Origin of the sequence: Ensifer sp. ENS07 (genome assembly GCF_014852185.1) — a bacterium.
Classification (GTDB): Bacteria; Pseudomonadota; Alphaproteobacteria; order Rhizobiales; family Rhizobiaceae; genus Ensifer; species Ensifer adhaerens.
The window spans coordinates 404,177-420,186 of sequence record NZ_JACVBE010000003.1 but is presented as its reverse complement, the minus strand read 5'-3'; the positions used below and the strand labels follow the sequence as shown (position 1 = coordinate 420,186).

At 57.4% G+C, this 16,010-nt stretch carries 14 protein-coding genes; 4 read left to right on the top strand and 10 right to left on the bottom strand.

Annotation, left to right across the window (positions count from 1 at the left end; translation table 11 throughout):
• Positions 1 to 260: 260 nt before the first annotated feature.
• The 8 genes from IB277_RS14505 to IB277_RS37875 form a co-directional block, all read right to left on the bottom strand.
• Entirely contained in the window at positions 261 to 1,118 is an 858-nt protein-coding gene (locus tag IB277_RS14505; protein WP_192371221.1) for a nitrilase-related carbon-nitrogen hydrolase, read from the bottom strand.
• A gap of 64 nt (positions 1,119 to 1,182) precedes the next feature.
• Complete coding sequence (locus tag IB277_RS14500; RefSeq protein WP_192371220.1) at positions 1,183 to 2,073, bottom strand: glycine betaine ABC transporter substrate-binding protein; 891 nt, start codon at positions 2,071 to 2,073, stop codon at positions 1,183 to 1,185.
• A 31-nt stretch (positions 2,074 to 2,104) separates the two neighbouring features.
• Positions 2,105 to 2,842, bottom strand: a complete 738-nt coding sequence (locus IB277_RS14495) for an ABC transporter permease (RefSeq protein WP_192371219.1) — start codon at positions 2,840 to 2,842, stop codon at positions 2,105 to 2,107.
• The gene (locus IB277_RS14490) at positions 2,839 to 3,942 is read right to left on the bottom strand and encodes an ABC transporter ATP-binding protein (RefSeq protein ID WP_192371218.1); all 1,104 of its coding nucleotides are present in this window, start codon (positions 3,940 to 3,942) and stop codon (positions 2,839 to 2,841) included. Before IB277_RS14490 ends, IB277_RS14495 begins: the two co-directional genes overlap by 4 nt.
• Positions 3,942 to 4,595: an ABC transporter permease gene (locus IB277_RS14485; protein WP_192371217.1), complete on the bottom strand. Its 654-nt coding sequence runs from the start codon at positions 4,593 to 4,595 to the stop codon at positions 3,942 to 3,944. Before IB277_RS14485 ends, IB277_RS14490 begins: the two co-directional genes overlap by 1 nt.
• A 153-nt stretch (positions 4,596 to 4,748) precedes the next feature.
• Positions 4,749 to 5,660, bottom strand: coding sequence for a GlxA family transcriptional regulator (locus IB277_RS14480; protein WP_210334494.1), 912 nt, complete (start codon positions 5,658 to 5,660; stop codon positions 4,749 to 4,751).
• A 178-nt stretch (positions 5,661 to 5,838) separates the two neighbouring features.
• Complete coding sequence (locus IB277_RS14475; RefSeq protein ID WP_192371306.1) at positions 5,839 to 8,850, bottom strand: FAD-binding and (Fe-S)-binding domain-containing protein; 3,012 nt, start codon at positions 8,848 to 8,850, stop codon at positions 5,839 to 5,841.
• A 58-nt stretch (positions 8,851 to 8,908) separates the two neighbouring features.
• Positions 8,909 to 10,783 carry an amidohydrolase family protein gene (locus IB277_RS37875; RefSeq protein ID WP_210334495.1) on the bottom strand — a complete coding sequence of 625 codons (1,875 nt, stop codon included), beginning with the start codon at positions 10,781 to 10,783 and terminating at the stop codon, positions 8,909 to 8,911.
• A 414-nt stretch (positions 10,784 to 11,197) separates the two neighbouring features.
• Between IB277_RS37875 and IB277_RS14465 the strand changes: the two genes are divergently transcribed.
• Together IB277_RS14465 and IB277_RS14460 are read left to right on the top strand one after the other, a co-directional pair.
• The gene (locus IB277_RS14465; protein ID WP_192371216.1) at positions 11,198 to 11,548 is read left to right on the top strand and encodes a hypothetical protein; all 351 of its coding nucleotides are present in this window, start codon (positions 11,198 to 11,200) and stop codon (positions 11,546 to 11,548) included.
• Positions 11,549 to 11,631: 83 nt separating this feature from the next.
• The gene (locus tag IB277_RS14460; RefSeq protein WP_192371215.1) at positions 11,632 to 12,033 is read left to right on the top strand and encodes a cupin domain-containing protein; all 402 of its coding nucleotides are present in this window, start codon (positions 11,632 to 11,634) and stop codon (positions 12,031 to 12,033) included.
• Positions 12,034 to 12,134: 101 nt separating this feature from the next.
• Here IB277_RS14460 and IB277_RS38895 read toward each other — a convergent pair whose 3' ends face one another.
• Entirely contained in the window at positions 12,135 to 12,251 is a 117-nt protein-coding gene (locus tag IB277_RS38895) for a hypothetical protein (protein ID WP_192371214.1), read from the bottom strand.
• Between the two features lie 469 nt (positions 12,252 to 12,720).
• Here IB277_RS38895 and IB277_RS14450 point away from each other — a divergent pair, with 469 nt between their 5' ends.
• Both IB277_RS14450 and cynS read left to right on the top strand, forming a co-directional pair.
• Positions 12,721 to 13,380, top strand: coding sequence for a carbonic anhydrase (locus IB277_RS14450; RefSeq protein ID WP_192371213.1), 660 nt, complete (start codon positions 12,721 to 12,723; stop codon positions 13,378 to 13,380).
• A gap of 21 nt (positions 13,381 to 13,401) precedes the next feature.
• Positions 13,402 to 13,872 carry a cyanase gene (gene cynS / locus IB277_RS14445; RefSeq protein WP_192371212.1) on the top strand — a complete coding sequence of 157 codons (471 nt, stop codon included), beginning with the start codon at positions 13,402 to 13,404 and terminating at the stop codon, positions 13,870 to 13,872.
• Positions 13,873 to 14,333: 461 nt separating this feature from the next.
• On the opposite strand, the gene cynR is transcribed toward cynS, so the two are convergent.
• Positions 14,334 to 15,221, bottom strand: coding sequence for a transcriptional regulator CynR (gene cynR, locus IB277_RS14440; RefSeq protein ID WP_192371211.1), 888 nt, complete (start codon positions 15,219 to 15,221; stop codon positions 14,334 to 14,336).
• Between the last annotated feature and the right edge of the window lie 789 nt (positions 15,222 to 16,010).

Sequence of the window (16,010 nt, the reverse complement as noted above, 5' to 3'; positions counted from 1 at the left end):
GCGCTCCTTGAAACCGAGGCCCAGATCCCAGTGAGGCGCGCCCTGGGATCGCAGGGCACCAACGGCGGGGGCCGATACAGTTGGTACTCAAGCAGCAGTGAGTGGACGGTGCAGATTCGGAAGCACAGTTCAGACCATTGCTCGGACGGTTCGGGCTAAGGTCCTATTCCCTGCGCCCTCAACCGGGGAAGCACGACCATCAGTTTTCGGTCCTCTGACTGGCTATCGGCATTACCGGCGGAACCAACCACGGGAGTAGGTCACTGACTTTCACCCCGAGTAGCCAAATACTTCGATAGCTGTGCCTGGATGAAAGCGGGAGCGGAGTCCCTTATCGTCGGCAGATTCCGGCGAGCCGCCTCGACCTTTTCCAAATCGATACTGGCGACGAGCAGCGTCGGGTCTTCTCCGGCGCGCGCCAATTCGAAGCCGTTCTGATCGAGGATACGAGAGCCACCCCAGAAGTCGAGACCTCCCCGCTTGCCGCAGTGATTGACCATGACTATCGGCAAACTATACGTCATCGCGGTGTGGCGGAGGTTGACCTCCCATCCGGTCGGATTGTCGTAGTCACCGTCAACGACACCTCTTGCAGATCCAATGGGCTGGATAAGAAGATTGGCGCCGTTTAGTGCGACCAGCCAAGGCAATGCAGGCGACCAACTGTCGGCGCAGATCAGTGTCGCCGCCTTCCAGCCATCCTGCAGGGCGGCGGGTAGAGCGAGCTCAGCTCCCTGTCTGTAAAACTTTCCCTCCTGCAGCAGACCATAGGTGGGAATATTGATCTTACGGTGTCGATGCAGGAGTTGCCCACTCGAAAAGAGCGCCTGTGTATTGTACGTCTTCCCATCCGGGGCGCGTTCGATGAAGCCGAAGGAAACGTCGATTGCCTCGGAAAGAGCTGCGATCTCGCCGATTTCCCCCGCATCGATGGTTCGTGCAAGAACGTCCACGTCCGGGGCCGAGAGATAGTCTGTCAGAGAAAGCTCGGGGAACGCCACGAGACTAGCACCTTTTTCCCGGGCGCTTTCGATAGCTTCAGCATGGAGCTCAAGGTTCGCGTTGATGTCGCCAGGAACACATCGGATCTGTGCGGCGGCTACGGTAAGTATCGACATTGTCACTTGCCCTATTCCGGAGGCTCGCTCGGCCTCTTGGTGACGGAGCGAGCCGAGCGTCATCTCAATTCGCGAGGCCTTGCGATGCTAGGAACTCCTTCGAGACCTCCTCGACCGACCGCTTCTCCACATCGACCGACGCATTGAGCTTCGCCATGACAGTCTCGTCCAGCTTGGCCGACAGGCCGTTGAGGATCGCTTCCAGTTCGGGAGACGCGTCCAGAACTTCCTTTCGGATGACCGGAGTGAGGGCGTAGTTCGGGAAGTAGCCCTTATCGTCCTTGAGGACGACGAAATCAAAGGCCGGAATCCGACCGTCGGTCACGAACACCAACCCGGTGTCGATCTGGGCATCCCTCAAGGCCTGATACACCAGTCCGGTATCCATCCGTTTCACATTGGCTCGGCCGAACTCGAAGTCAAAGGCTTCCTGCAGCGGCTTCAGTCCGTCGACACGGGCGTAGAACTCCGCATTGCACCCGAACGAAAGGGCTTCGCCTGCGTTGATCTTGGCAGCAAGTTCGGAAAGCGTCGAGATGCCCTTGGCAGCAGCGTCATCTTTCCGCATCGCGATGCCGTAGGTGTTGTTGGCCCGCGACGGTGTCAGCCAGACGAGTCCTTTCTCGGCATCGAGTTCCTTGATCTTGGCGTATGTAGCGGCAGCGTCCAGCTTTTCAGTCACCTTGTTGAAGGTGATGAGCGACGTTCCCGTGTATTCCCAATACAGGTCGATCTGCCCGGCTTCTTGGGCTTGGCGGAGCGGTGCAGTGCCAAGGCCGTCCCGCTTGTCGACGGTGAAGCCCTTTGACCGGAGCAACTGGCTGGTCATCTCGGCCATAATCTGTTGTTCGGTAAAGTTCTTGCCACCGACAACAATCTCCTTTGCGTTTGCGAGCCCCGCTGCGAACGCGAATGCGACGCCCGCAATGATGCACTTCAAGCCAAATCTTTGCATGCTGTTCCATCCCATTTTTGGAGTTTTCAGTTTAACGAAGTGGGTTAACGCCCCTTGGGATCAACCAAAATTGGCATTGACCGACCACGAAGTCAGCGGTGATCGCTAGTATTGCTGTTGGAATCGCCCCCGCGAGAAGCATCGAGGAGTCCATGAGATCGATGCCCGTGAAAATAAGCTCGCCCAACCCTCCTCCTCCGACCAGGAAAGCCAAGGGCGCGGTACCGACGTTGATGGCGATGGCTGTCCGCAGCCCGGCAAGGATCACGAACAATGCGTTCGGCAGTTCGACCCGCAAAAGAATCTGGGTATCGGTCATACCCATTCCGGTAGCAGCCTCAACCAAGTGGCGCGGCACCATGCTCAGGCCCGAAATCGTGTTCAACACGATTGGCAAAAGCGTGAGCACGGTTAGACCGAACACAGCGGACGGAGCGCCAATGCCGAGAAACGACATTGCGAGCGCAAGAACCGCAAGCGTCGGGATCGTAGTTCCAAGATTGATGAACTGCGTAATCACGTCAGCGTGTAACGCGAGCGGCTTCCTCGTAAGGGCAATGCCGAGCGGTAGACCTATGGCAACCGCGATCGCGCATGAATAGGCCACAAGAACGAGATGTTGCCCCGCTAGATAGACGATATCCGATCGATAGCTCACGATCGTATCGAGCAACCCAGAATAAGCCGCCCAAGCACCGAGCGCGAATAGTGCAGCAGCAGAAAGGATGCCCGCGTAGGACGCGGAAGGAGAGCGTGCCTCTGTCGTCATTCGCGGTATCCCGCACCGAGAAGCTGGCTGATACCGCGCTGAGTTACATACCCCTTGTAGAACCCGTCGCTGTCCACACATGCAAGCCAGGTGACGCCATGGGAGAACATGGCCGATACGGCGTTCCTGAGATCATCGTTGACATTAATAAACCCGGGCAGCGCCTCGGCATGATCTCCCACAGCGCCCTTTTTGCCGCGGACCTCGCTCAACTGAAGGAAGCCACGGGCCCGCCCTCCTGTCCCGACCATCACAATCGACGTGTGGTCGTTGGCCTCCATTTTCGCTACCGCCGTTTCTAAACTGTCCTCTGCGACTACGCTGACCGGCGCGGCTTGCATGGCGTCCGCCACCTTCACAAGACGAAGCCGCTTCAATGTTCGGTCGCCGCCAACGAAATCCGCGACGAAGTTGTCGATCGGATTGGCAAGGATTGCATCCGGATGGTCGAATTGGACGAGCTTCCCATCGCGGAAGATCGCAATATGGCTGGCCATCTTCACCGCTTCATCGATGTCGTGGCTGACGAAGACAACGGTCTTTTTCAACTCCGCCTGGAGCTTCATGAACTCGTCTTGAATGACCTCGCGATTGATCGGGTCGATCGCGCCGAATGGCTCGTCCATGAGTAGCACCGGAGGGTCGGCGGCGAGTGCGCGGACGACACCCACCCGCTGTTGCTGTCCACCCGAAAGCTCCTTTGGATAGCGGCGCAGGAAGGTCGCGGGATCGAGGTTCACAAGCTCGAGAAGCTCCGCGGCCTTCTTACGGGACTTCTTGCGATCCCAACCAAGCAGGTCAGGAACGACACAGATGTTGTCTTCGATCGTCTTGTTGGGAAAGAGACCGATCTGCTGGATAACGTAGCCGATAGAGCGACGGAGCGTCACGGCGTCCAACGTTGAGGTGTCTCTACCGTCGATGAAGACCTTCCCTGACGAGGGCATGATCAAGCGGTTGACCATTTTCATCGTGGTGGTTTTGCCGCATCCCGACGGACCGAGCAGGACACACACTGCTCCTGACGGGACTTCCATGGTCACGCCGTCGACGGCAGTTACAGAACCAAAAACTTTGGTGAGGCGATCAAGTCTAATCATCAGTTTGTCCGAAGGCCTGGAGATGTAAGGAACCGGCGCAGTGCCAGAAGACCGAAGTCTGCAAGGATGGCGAGAATGCTCACGGCGATCGCTCCGGTCAGCAATTGACGCGGATCCGTCTGGGTGATGCCGCGCGATATGAAGGTGCCAAGACCGCCTGCTCCGATATACGTAGCGATCGCAGCAACGGCGATGTTGAGGACGACCGCGTTTCGGACCCCGTTTATGATCACAGGCAAGGCGATCGGCAGCTCGACATGCTTCAACCGTTGAGAGAATGTCATGCCCATGCCCACCGCCGCCTCGCGTAGCGCCGTATCGACGTTCATTATCGCAGTGTAGGTATTTCGGATGATTGGAAGTTGGGCGTAGAGAACCAGAGCAATCGCCGCTGGTAGAAAGCCAATCCCCTGACCTATCGTCGACAGGATAGGAATGAGCAAACCGAACAATGCTATCGACGGAATCGTCATGACGGCGGCGGCGACATATAGAACCTTGTCGGCCACCGCTCGGCTACGCGTGATGAATATTCCGATGGGCACACCAGTGCAAATGGCGATGACGATAGACACGCCGACGAGCCATATGTGCTCGATCATTCGTAGCCAGATAAGGGGTAGATTCTCACCGATAAAGTGAATGGTATCCATTGGTATCCTCCCATCCTCCAAAGAGGATTTGGGGATCGTAGGCGAAACACACGGGGGCCTGAACCGAATGTCCGACGGTAAGTATCAAATACCCGCCATAGATCGGACAGCGGTCAGTGGTTCGTCGCTACGATTCCTGTTATGTAAGGCTTTTCAGAACTGAGACCTGTCGGATTTCCGACGTTCGTCGCTTGGAGTGTTGCCGAACAACCGTCGATAGGCACTTCCAAGGTGCGATGCAGAAACAAAGCCGCAGCGTAGCGCGATAGTCGCTATGGCATCGCTGCTTTCTCTCACCAGTCGCCGGGCTTCATTCAACCTTGCGTTCAAATAGAACCGCTGCGGTGTCATCTTGAAATGCTGGTGCCACAACCGCTCCAGCTGCCGAGTCGAAAGGCCGCTCTGTTTTGCCAACGCATCAATCGGAACAACGTATTCGAGGTTCTGCTCCATGATCGCAATAGCGGACGCGAGGCGCGCGTCATGTATGTCATAACGCCATTGGATGGCCATCCTTTGATGCTCCTCCGGCCCTCTTATGCGAGTGTGGAGAAACTGCTCGGCCGTGTCCGCTGCGAGCTTAGCGCCGTAGTCACCGGATATCTGAGCCAACATTAGGTCGATCGCGGCTGTTCCACCACCACACGTCCAGCGGTTCCCATCGCGGACGTACAGGTCGCGAGTTACCTCGATGTCCGGGAATTCTTCGGCAAACTGCGCGAATGCTTCCCAGTGAAGGGTGCACCGTTTGCCCAGCAGTAGTCCGGCACGCGCCAGAATGAAGGTACCCGTGCTCAAGGCTCCCAAGGGCATGCCTGTAACGGCCAACTTCTGCAGGTATTGCAGGATTCGCTTCGGGCGCTTGCTCTCGATGTCCAGGCTTGCGACGACAAACAAGCGGTCCAGTTGAGGAGCATCGCTGATCGAGACGGTTCTCGTTTCGAACCCGCTGCTGGATGTGATGATCCCGCCTTCTTCCGAAAGAAGGAACCATTCATAGAGGCTGTCGTTCTTAAGTCTGTTTGCCGCCCGCAGGGGCTCGCTCGCAGATGCGAGCGCCATCATGGAGAATTGCGGCAGGAGCAGCAAACCGACACGGATTGGAGCTTCATTTCTAACTTGCATCGTTCCGGACGAACGCCGCCTCCTCAACTCTCGGGCCGCTTCGGCACACGTATATAGCGGCGGCACGAAAAGAAAACCGGAATTAGCGATCAGTCACAGGCTCGATATCTACAAACGACTATCGCAATTCAGCGAGCAGAGCTTCAATTGGATGCCGCAAGGACACAGCGTCGATGTCAGCGGCCTGTGACCTACAGGAAAACCCATCCGCTAGAAGCGGGCCTGACTCGGCCTGGGCTACGTGGCCCGCCCAGCTCTGGGAATATATACGCTCCGACAACTCCCTGTGCTCTGCTTCGTGGCCAAAGGTGCCAGCCATTCCACAGCAGCCCGCAGCCTCGATTGTCAAATCCAGGCCGCAAGCGTCAAACACCGTCTTCCATGCGGAAACGGCTCCTTGAGCTGTGCTGCGCTCAGTACAATGGGGAATAAAGCGAAACGGTCGCCTATGAAGTGCGCGGGGCAGGAAATCAGTCCGCCCGCACAGCCACTCCTGTATGAGCGTAACTTTCGGAAGCTTTTGGTGCGGTAAGGCGGCTTTGTATTCCGAACGGTAAGTCAGCGTCATGGACGGGTCGATGCCTACCAATCGCACCCCTGTGTCCTCGAGCGCCCTCAGGCAAGCCGAGTTCTTTCTCGCTACCCGTCCGAACTTGCCGAGTAACCCGTGGACATGCAGAGGCTTGCCATTTGGCCAAAGGGGAGCAAGCCATGGCTGGATACCCATAAGCCTCAAAAAGTCGATCACCGCCAGCAGGACGCGGGGGTCGTAATACGTGGTGAATACGTCGGACACGATGACCACGCTGAAATGACGCTCCTCTGCGGTAAGGGCGGACAATGCCGCGGGCGTTGCGGTCTTGATGGAACGCGCTCGGAGTTCTCTTCCGAGCCGAATGGGTGGGAGCCTTGGCGTGTGAACCAGGCCGAGGAGCTTTACCACGCCCGTGTCGGTGACGAAATTAGTCAGCCGCGGGAATAGAGCCATGAACGGAAGCAAATCCTCGAGGCTGGCCAGGACGTGATGCCGAAGGGGCCGGAGATATCGACCATAGTAGAGTTCGAGAAACTTCGACCTGAATGTCGGAACGTCGACCTTGATCGGGCACTGTCCGGAACATGACTTGCAAGCGAGACAACCGGACATCGCTTCGTAAACCTGATGCGAGAAGTCTTCCGGATCGCGGCGTAGCGTGGCCAGCGTCCGACGGCCGAGGTTGCGCCATGGCGGTGACTTTCGTATCCGATCAGCCTCCGACGCGGGATCGATCCCTGCGGACGCCATGCGCCGAAGCCATTCCCGCATCAACTGCGCCCGCCCCTTTGGAGAGTGCCGCCGCTCCCTGGTACCCTTCCACGAAGGGCACATAGGCTCGTCTGGGTTCCACGAAAAGCAAGCGCCGTTTCCGTTGCAATGAAGTGCTTCGTCGAAGTTCGCCCTCATGGAGGGCGTGAGTTGTCGATCGAATGAGCCTTTCGTCGGCACATCGTCTATCCGGATAAGTTCCTTCCCGGGGGGCACTGCGATTTTGCCCGGATTGAACTGATTTCGCGGGTCGAAGGCAATCTTCACTGCCTGCAGTAAAGGGTAAAGCTTTCCAAAAACCCTCGGCGAGAACTCGGATCTCAGACCCTTTCCATGCTCTCCCCACAGAAGACCGCCGAAACGCAGCGTGAGCTCCACGACTTCCTCGGTTATTTCCCGTATCAGACGTTCGGCACCATCCATCTTCATATCGATCGCCGGGCGAACATGCAGCACCCCCGCATCGACATGCCCGAACATCCCGTACTTCAGACCCCGCCGATCAAGCGCTGCCCGGAACTCCAGTATGTAGTCGGCGAGATTCTCGGGAGGTACGGCGGTATCTTCCACAAACGCGATAGGCCGGCTGTCGCCCTTCATATTGCCGAGAAGTCCCACGGCCTTCTTTCGCATATCCCAAATTTTCTGAACTTGCGGCCCGCCGCGGGCGATTGAATAGCCTCGCCTTCCCGTCCCCGAGGTATCGTCGCGGAGCTCGGCAACCAGCGGTGCGAGAGCGTTGTCGATCTCTTCCTGGCTCATTCCCACGACTTCAATGAGATTGATGCCTTTGATCGGCCCGGCACCGTCGTCAGGGAAGTATTGCCTCACGGCATCCCAAATGGGATCCTCCTGAGCAAGCGCGAGCACTTTAGAATCGACGGTTTCGATCGAGGCAGGCGACAGGCGCATGAGGGCCTGAGCGTCTCGCAACGCCGCATCGAAGCTGTCATAGCGCTGCGCGACAAGCGCCTCGTGTGTGGGGATCGGTATGAGGTTAAGCACTGCTTCCGCCAGGAAGCCGAGCGTCCCCTCCGATCCGCAAAGAAGAGCGTTCAGATCAAACTTGCCGTCTTGAGTGCGGATGTGGGCCAGATCGTAGCCGGTGAGGCTCCGGTTCAACCTCGGAAAGCTTCGTCTGATTTCATGAGCATTCGCCGCATGGAGTTGTGCAATGCACCGGTGGATCGTGCCGACGAGGTCATCTCTAGCCATGACTGCGTTCAGCGATGCATCGTCCAGAGGCGCCGAATGCCAGATAGTACCATCCGATAGTACCGTCACCAGCTCGAGAACATGATCGCGGGTTTTACCGTAAAGACACGAACCTTGACCGCACGCATCCGTAGATATCATACCGCCGATAGTAGCGCGGTTTGACGTCGATAGTTCCGGAGCAAAAAACAACCCGTAGGGTCTCAGGGCTGCGTTGAGCTGATCCTTGACTACACCTGTTTGCACGCGGACGGTGCGCCTGACAGGATCGATGTCGAGGATGCGGTTCATGTGTCTCGAAAGATCGACAATCAAGCCCGAATTCAACGATTGACCGTTTGTTCCGGTTCCTCCGCCTCGCGGCACGATGACGATGTCGATAAAGCGCGGTTCTGACAGGAGTTTGGCGATCCGGACGAGATCGTCATTGTCCTTCGGAAAAACCACCGCCTGAGGTGCGACCTGATAGATGGAGTTGTCAGTCGCGAGGACGGTCCGATCCGCGGCGCTGAACGACATATCGCCCCCGAACCCTCTCGCTTGAAGTTCGGTGCAAAAGGCAATGTAGAGCGGCAGCGTGTCTGGTTGAGAGTGTAGGGCCGGGATCATGGTCATGTGCTCGGCCCTGCGCAGTTGATGCAGCGCAACCACGCAGGGCCTTCTATCTTTAAGCTGAACGGATAGCCTGATCAATTTCCTTGATCAGCTGGTGGAAGATCGGGTGGTCGGCCTGGTTCTGCTGACCGTGCATCATCCCGTCAATTATGAGCGGTTTGTCTCCGGCGTTGCCCGGATAGATGCCGTGAAGTCGGATCGATTCTTCGGGCATGTGGAGCGTATTCTGCGCGCCATGCACGATCAGGGCCGGAGGGAAGCCGCTCGCTCCCTTCAGTCCATTTTCCGGGTTGAATGCAACGTATTCCTTGTACGACTTCGCGGTAACGTGGCTACAACCCGGCCAAGGATCGACCCCTCCCGCTTCCGTGTAGGCACCCAGCTGACCGTCGACGTATTCCTGAGTGTCGGGGTCCAATGGATAGTAGCCTACCTTCGTGGCCTCGGTGCCGGTGTCGAACGGAGGAATTGCATCGTCATCTGCCAGCTGTTTGATAGCTGCATCGGCAGCAGCCGCATCTGCACGCAGGTCTTGAAGAGCGGGGATACTCGTGTAGCTCATCGGCACCCAGAACGCGATCTGGTCCTTGCCCTGCTTCGCTAGCTCGGCGACTGCGGCGAGGCTTGCGACCGATCCCATCGCCCAGGACGCGACCACAGGCATTGCCCCGAAATGTTCCTTTACCCAACGAACCGCCGCCAGCACTTCAGCGGTCTGATCGGCGAGGCTGACGTTTGTGACCGTAATGCCGTTCTTTTTCGCGGTGTTGCGGACCTCCCTGTTGGTGAAAAAGCCTGCGACGTCATATGTCATGACTCGGTAGCCCCGTGCGGCGAACGCGCGGCCAAAGAGTTGGCCGTACATGGAAACGCCACCCGTGAAACCTGAGTTAAATACCACCGGGGGGAGGCTTGCGTCAGCCGTCGCGGGCCGGAACACTCGGCCCGCCAGATTGATGTTCGCGTCGCCGTAGGCGACCGGAAACTCGATGTCTTCTACAATGATGTCCGTCATGACTTCTCTTTCTTCTGGACGAGGGAAAATCTTATCGGCTGCGCCGGTCAGCATCTGATGGACTGGCACCGAGGTGACCGCGCTTGCCGCGCTAGCGAGAGACCCAGAAAATTCGAGGGCTGCTGCGGCATCAAAACGGGCGGCAAAGCTACTTCCTTCGCCATCAGTGCCCACATGAGGGGCATCGCTGGCCGACAGAAGGATCCGATCTGGACCCACTCTGTCTATAATCGCCAGGACAAAGGGCAAAACGTTTGCGATCGTCGTGGATGTCCGGTAGCCGGGGCCCTTGAACCACACGTTTCCACGACGCCTTGCCTCTTCAAGCAGAGCGCAATAGCTCGGCTCATCTGCGCCGCGCTCCGCGTGGCAACTTCCCAGATGATCGATCAGGACGGGAATATGATCTGGGAGCTGCCGCAGTACACGAAGGTTGGTCTCCGCCTGCATCGCGTAGATATGGATGTGTTGATGCGAGGCCAACCTGCCGAAAAGAGCGCGCCAATCGTTTCCAGCGTATAAGCCATCCAAAATTTGGTCTGGCGGCGTGTCGTGCAAAACTATCCGTATCCCGACAACTTGCGGGTGCTGCAGACGCTCCACAGTGGCATATGCCGGATCGGCTTTGATCGTCCCGACGAGACGGACACCGCCGAACTTATCCGGCGCGCACTTCTTGAGATGGTCCATTTCCACAAACGACGCAAAAACGTTTGAGGAATCTGGAAGGATGCTTAAATGCACATTGTTTAGAAGCTCCGGCACTACACCAGCTTGCTCGAGCCGTTCAAGGTAGTCAGAGAGCGAATGGGGCGCGGGGGGCGAGTAGGGAAGCTGGCCCTCTACGTTCGCCAAATCCTCTGAAGTGTAGAAGTGGACGTGGGCATCCACAGATGCGTAATCAGTACTCATTGTCTTGCTCCCTGTTGGAAACAAGATATCTCCGCGCCGTATTCTAGCGGCCTGAGTACACGACGGCGTATATCAAAAGTTCGCCATCTTCAGAAACGACTCAGTCGGGATCTGGGGCTCACTCCCGGCTGATAACCCAGCGCGGACATGGCCGGTCGATGGAATTCGTAGCGGTACGGCGGCTCGCACACCGCTCGCATCGCACACGTCGGTCGTCCGCACCGACCGGTCGCGTGGATAGGAAAGGCTACCGGAAGGTCTAGGGCAACCTATCGTCTTGTCGACGGCAAGCATCGGTTCGGATGATAGCGGCAAACCCCTTCATTGCATCACTATACAGTCTAGCCGAACCTCAATTACCACCGACAGATCGGGATTTCGGCAAGTCGAATAGCGCGTTGAAAGGATCCAGCCGTGAAAAGCGTGGGCAGAACGGGCCGACCAAGCGCACAGATGGTCGCTATCGAGCAGCAGAACACTCGAATTGACACCATTAGCAGAACCTCGAACGGTCCGTCCTGGACGCTGGATTCCGGTCTGGAATGCAGTGGCAATAGGTGCGCGAACTGCCCTTCATGCTCAGCCGCCGAAGCCTTGGAAATCACAGGCCTTGCATTCTTCCTGACCGACGACCTGCTCGCCGATCCCGAAGCGAGCTACCTCGGCGTTCGTATCCGTGACTTGGCACTGCTGCCCGGGCAGACAGCAATCCAGGCGGTCAAAGACCGGGGATTGGACGGATTGGCGACATTCTGCACGAAATAGCGCTGTGGACCGTAAGTAGAGCTGCATTGTTCAGCCCTATTCTGCAACTGTCCAGATCGCAGAAATCTTAAAAGGAGATCAAGATGAAGTCGATTCTGCTCGCTACGCTTTGTTCGGCCGTCGCCGTTTTAGGAGCCACGCCAGTCGCCGCAGGGGGCGAGGCAAAGGTAACTCCGTTGATGACGAAAGATTTGCAGGATTACCCCGGGAAAGAAGGGCTGATGCTGAAGGTCGAGTACGAGCCAGGAGGCTCGACTCCTATTCACCGCCACGACGCACACGCTTTCGTCTACGTACTAGAAGGGTCGATCGTGATGCAGGTGAAGGGTGGCGAAGAGGTCACGGTTGCACCAGGGGAAACTTATTACGAAAGTCCCTCCGACATTCACCTGATTAGTCGCAACGCCAGCACCACCAACCCGGCCAAATTCGTTGTGGTGCTGCTGAAAAAAAAGGACCTGCCGGCGGTTATTCCTGTGAAGTGAACTCATCGCTCGACTTTCACGGTAATCGAGCCTGACTGAGTAGGTTTCCTTGTCTCCCACGGTGATTAAGGGACCGCCATCGGACTGACGTCCCCTCGATTTCAACTCTCCTGTAACGCGAAGAGAATCGCGTAGGTGTAGGTCATCTTGATGCTGGTCTTCTTCTTTTCCCAGAAGAACCAGAAGTGGCGCGACTGCTTCCTGATTATTGAATGCATTTGCTATCGCGACCGGCACAGGGGCTACCGAAGTGGCCCCCAGCGCAACCGGATCACGATCTTCAGGACCCGGCTGATCATTGCCAAGAAAGCGCTGTGCGGGTGAACGCCATCGCGTTTTATATAAGCCGATCTTGTATCGCTGGGTGTCGGCATTGAGACTGTCTTAGCAGTTGCCCTGAGCCTTTCTCGGATCGAACCGTCGGGACATATGGTCGACAGCGCCGTTGAACGGCCCCCTTCGGATAGGTCAATATCGTCAACTGCTCCGTGCCCAATCGACGAGTGACGACGCCGATCCGCGCTTCACGGCGCTCGGCCCGGAAGATTATTTCCGGAACACCGCGGCGGAGTGCTGACCATCCCGAGCTATAGGTAATGCCTATCATCCTGATAGCAACATAGTCTTGGACCCTATGAAACATCGGCGGTACTTCTGAGCCCGACCAAAAGGACGAGGTGATTAGCCATGCAGCACTTGATCGAAGGTCTCCGGAAATTCCAACTCGAAGCCTTTCCGAAGCGCTCGGATCTGTTCAAGCAATTAGCAACCCAACAGCATCCCACTACATTGTTCGTAGCCTGCTCGGATAGCCGAGTGGCGCCCGAATTTTTGACCCAGACGGAACCGGGCGAACTGTTCGTCATCCGCAACGCAGGAAACATTGTTCCGTCCTACGGTCCGGAACCGGGCGGAGTTTCCGCAACAGTGGAGTACGCCCTCGCAGTACTCGGCGTTACTGATATCGTTATCTGCGGTCATTCAGACTGCGGCGCAATGACGGCGATCTCAGAATGCAAATGCCTAAACCACCTTCCCGCGGTGGCCAATTGGTTGCGCTACGCGGACAGCGCGAAGGTCGTCAACGAAGCGCGGGAGCACGCCTCGAGCAAAGCAAAGCTCGACGCAATGGTGCGCGAGAACGTTGTCGCTCAAATCGCGAACATCAGTACCCACCCAAGTGTGCGGCTGGCCCTGCAGCAAGGACGCGTGCGTCTTCACGGCTGGGTCTTCGATATCGAGTCCGGCGCAGTCGAAGCTTTCGACGACACCTCCAAACAATTCGCACGTATCACCAACTTTCCCGGCAGCCGCTCAGTCGCACAGTACGAAGCCGCGGCCGCCTAACCTCCCGAAAGGAGACTTCACATGACCCAGTCACATGCATATCAGGATCGGAGCATCGCTTTGACCGCCGAGATTCTCGACAGCAAAGCTCAGAGAGACTTATCTTGGGAGCAACTCGCCGAGGGCACTGGCCTTAGCCTGCCCTACGTTACCGCCGCCCTTCTCGGGCAGCATCCCCTCCCGAAAGAGGCGGCGACGGTTGTAGGCGAACGGCTCGGACTTAGCGCCGAAAACATCTCCGCGCTTCAAACGATACCTGTGCGCGGGAGCATCCCCGGCGGCGTGCCTTCCGACCCGACGATCTACCGCTTCTATGAAATGGTGCAGGTTTACGGGACCACGCTCAAGGCGCTTGTCCATGAGCAATTCGGCGACGGCATCATCAGTGCCATCAACTTCAAAATGGATATCAAGAAGGTTGAAGACCCGGAAGGCGGCTCGCGCGCCATCATCACGCTCGATGGCAAGTTTCTCCCATACAAGCCGTTCTGATGATGTCGAAGCCGTACTGACCTGCCGCCGCCCCCGCGCTCTCACATCCCAATGAAAAGCCGCGGGAGACACATCAGCCTCCCCTCTGGTGTGCCGTTTGTATTCGGCCGCCCTCTCCCCTTACAAGCCTCTGCCGTTGGTAGGGGCTTCTCTTTTCCGTTTACGGTTCTCGCATTCGCGTCGTCGTCACGCCGCGTGACTGCGACATCACGATTTGGTTCCCGTGTGGTACTTTTTCTCGGCTTGACGCCGGACTAAGGGGTCCCAGAGCGCTTTCGCTTGGGGCTGGGGCGCGCTCTGGGATTGGGGGGCGCCAACAGCGGGGCCTCCGCTCCGTTGGCGCTGGTGCAGCAATTTCATGATATGGCGGATTCGGGCAATGCGACTAAGACCTTTGCGAGGGTGAGCCGGACCAAGGTCCTATGCGGCGGCTTCCCCGACCGGCCAGTTACGGCATCGTTCTAAAGGTCCAATTCCGCGAACTGGCAAGCCACTTCGCTGAATGCTCGGCTTGCTGCGCTCTGATACGCGTCACGGCGACGCAGGAGGGACGCCGTTCTCGGTTCGACAGCCGGTTGGAGGGGGACAGCGACCAAGCCATTCTGCCGCAGGGCGATCTTTTGCGGTAGAATGGTGGCGAGCTGGTTGCGACGCACGATCTCGACAATCGCGCTGATGGAGTTCGCCTCGATAGTCGTGCGCGCGGAGACAGCGTAACGCTTGCAATAAGCATCGATAAATTGTCGAGTGGCGAAATCCGCGGTGAGAAGCACCAGCGGCCCCTCCTCAAGCGCCCTCGAAGTCAGAATGTGCTCGTCCAACGCCCAGGGGTGTTCGCGGCCCACGACGACGCTTAGCTGCTCGGAAAACAGCGGGGTGCTATCGATCTCGGGAGAGTGAACGTCGTCGAACGCAATCCCGAGATCGAGCAAATCGCCGCTCAGTTTGGCTTCAATTCTGTCCTGCGTCATCTCTTCGACGGTAAGGTTGATTCTCGGATGCTTCGCATGGAACCGTTCCACAAGCGGGCCGATAAGGTAGGCGATGAAGGTCGGCGTCACCGCGAGGCGCAGCGAACCTCGGCTCAGGTCCTGAACATCGTCGATGGCCCGTTTCCCGGCATCAAGATCGATCAGAGCCCGGCGAGCATAATCTACGTAGGCCTTGCCCGCGTCGGTCAACCTCACAAGGCGCCCGGAGCGGTCAAGTAGCGGCGTTCCAAGCCGCTCTTCCAGTTGTCTGATCTGTTGTGACAACGTTGGTTGAGAGACGTGCAGGGCCTCTGCCGCGCGGGTGAAGTTTTGATGGTCGGCGACAGCTATCAAGTAGCGGATGTGGCGCAGCAGCATACGGCCTCACTATTTTGTGGACTGCCAGCTTCGTTCGCGCGCGGCGTCGACCGTCTAAGTGGAGCTCGGGTTTTATCCAGGTACACCCGTACGCTTACATTCCGGAACGGACTTTGGCACGAGCGCAGGCAGCTAAAGCTCTGCAGTCGCGCCGCCATCTCACAACCAGAGAACTAGAGATGACCCCGCCACTCAAAGTTCTCGGAATTTTCGTCAAGCAGCGACCTGCTGACGACCTATTACTTTTCGCGAGGGCCACCTCGAGCCAGAACCCGGCCGGCAGACTCTTTCGGTCTATTTGCCGTGTACTTGATTTCGAAGACGCCGTCTGAGTCAGTCACACGCTGCAGGCGTCCGGCCTTAGCTCCGTCGAGAACGTCGGCAACGTGTTTTTCCGCTTCCGCTCTTTCCCAAACACGAGCTGGTTCCAACAACGTGAGTACCTCAATTTATTTGTTCTAGCTGACAGATACCCGATTCCGGGCGATAAAAAAACTTCTGAATGAATTAAAGGCCTTCGATCCGACTGCGAAACAAACGAGGGCTTCCCCATCGGCGGTTTCGTTCTGATCCTACGCGAAGGTCAGGGTCTTGAATTTTGGCATGAGCTCCAAGTTCGTTCTCAACCAACCACGCCCTTTCGATGGGCTCTCGAATACACGAAGTCTCCGAAAACCCGGGGAGCTTCAGCCACTCATGACAAATCTCTAGGTCTCCGGCTCAGACGCAGTATTGCGGGACTTCTTTGGTCGCCGCTTGGGTCTAACGTGGTCCTTGCCGGATTTGATA

Coding starts and splice junctions, on each gene's coding strand:
- IB277_RS14505 (WP_192371221.1), bottom strand. CDS start 1,118: ATGTCGATACTTACCGTAGCCGCCGCACAGATCCGATGTGTTCCTGGC.
- IB277_RS14500 (WP_192371220.1), bottom strand. CDS start 2,073: ATGCAAAGATTTGGCTTGAAGTGCATCATTGCGGGCGTCGCATTCGCG.
- IB277_RS14495 (WP_192371219.1), bottom strand. CDS start 2,842: ATGACGACAGAGGCACGCTCTCCTTCCGCGTCCTACGCGGGCATCCTT.
- IB277_RS14490 (WP_192371218.1), bottom strand. CDS start 3,942: ATGATTAGACTTGATCGCCTCACCAAAGTTTTTGGTTCTGTAACTGCC.
- IB277_RS14485 (WP_192371217.1), bottom strand. CDS start 4,595: ATGGATACCATTCACTTTATCGGTGAGAATCTACCCCTTATCTGGCTA.
- IB277_RS14480 (WP_210334494.1), bottom strand. CDS start 5,660: ATGATGGCGCTCGCATCTGCGAGCGAGCCCCTGCGGGCGGCAAACAGA.
- IB277_RS14475 (WP_192371306.1), bottom strand. CDS start 8,850: ATGATCCCGGCCCTACACTCTCAACCAGACACGCTGCCGCTCTACATT.
- IB277_RS37875 (WP_210334495.1), bottom strand. CDS start 10,783: ATGAGTACTGATTACGCATCTGTGGATGCCCACGTCCACTTCTACACT.
- IB277_RS14460 (WP_192371215.1), top strand. CDS start 11,632: ATGAAGTCGATTCTGCTCGCTACGCTTTGTTCGGCCGTCGCCGTTTTA.
- IB277_RS38895 (WP_192371214.1), bottom strand. CDS start 12,251: ATGCATTCAATAATCAGGAAGCAGTCGCGCCACTTCTGGTTCTTCTGG.
- IB277_RS14450 (WP_192371213.1), top strand. CDS start 12,721: ATGCAGCACTTGATCGAAGGTCTCCGGAAATTCCAACTCGAAGCCTTT.
- cynS (WP_192371212.1), top strand. CDS start 13,402: ATGACCCAGTCACATGCATATCAGGATCGGAGCATCGCTTTGACCGCC.
- cynR (WP_192371211.1), bottom strand. CDS start 15,221: ATGCTGCTGCGCCACATCCGCTACTTGATAGCTGTCGCCGACCATCAA.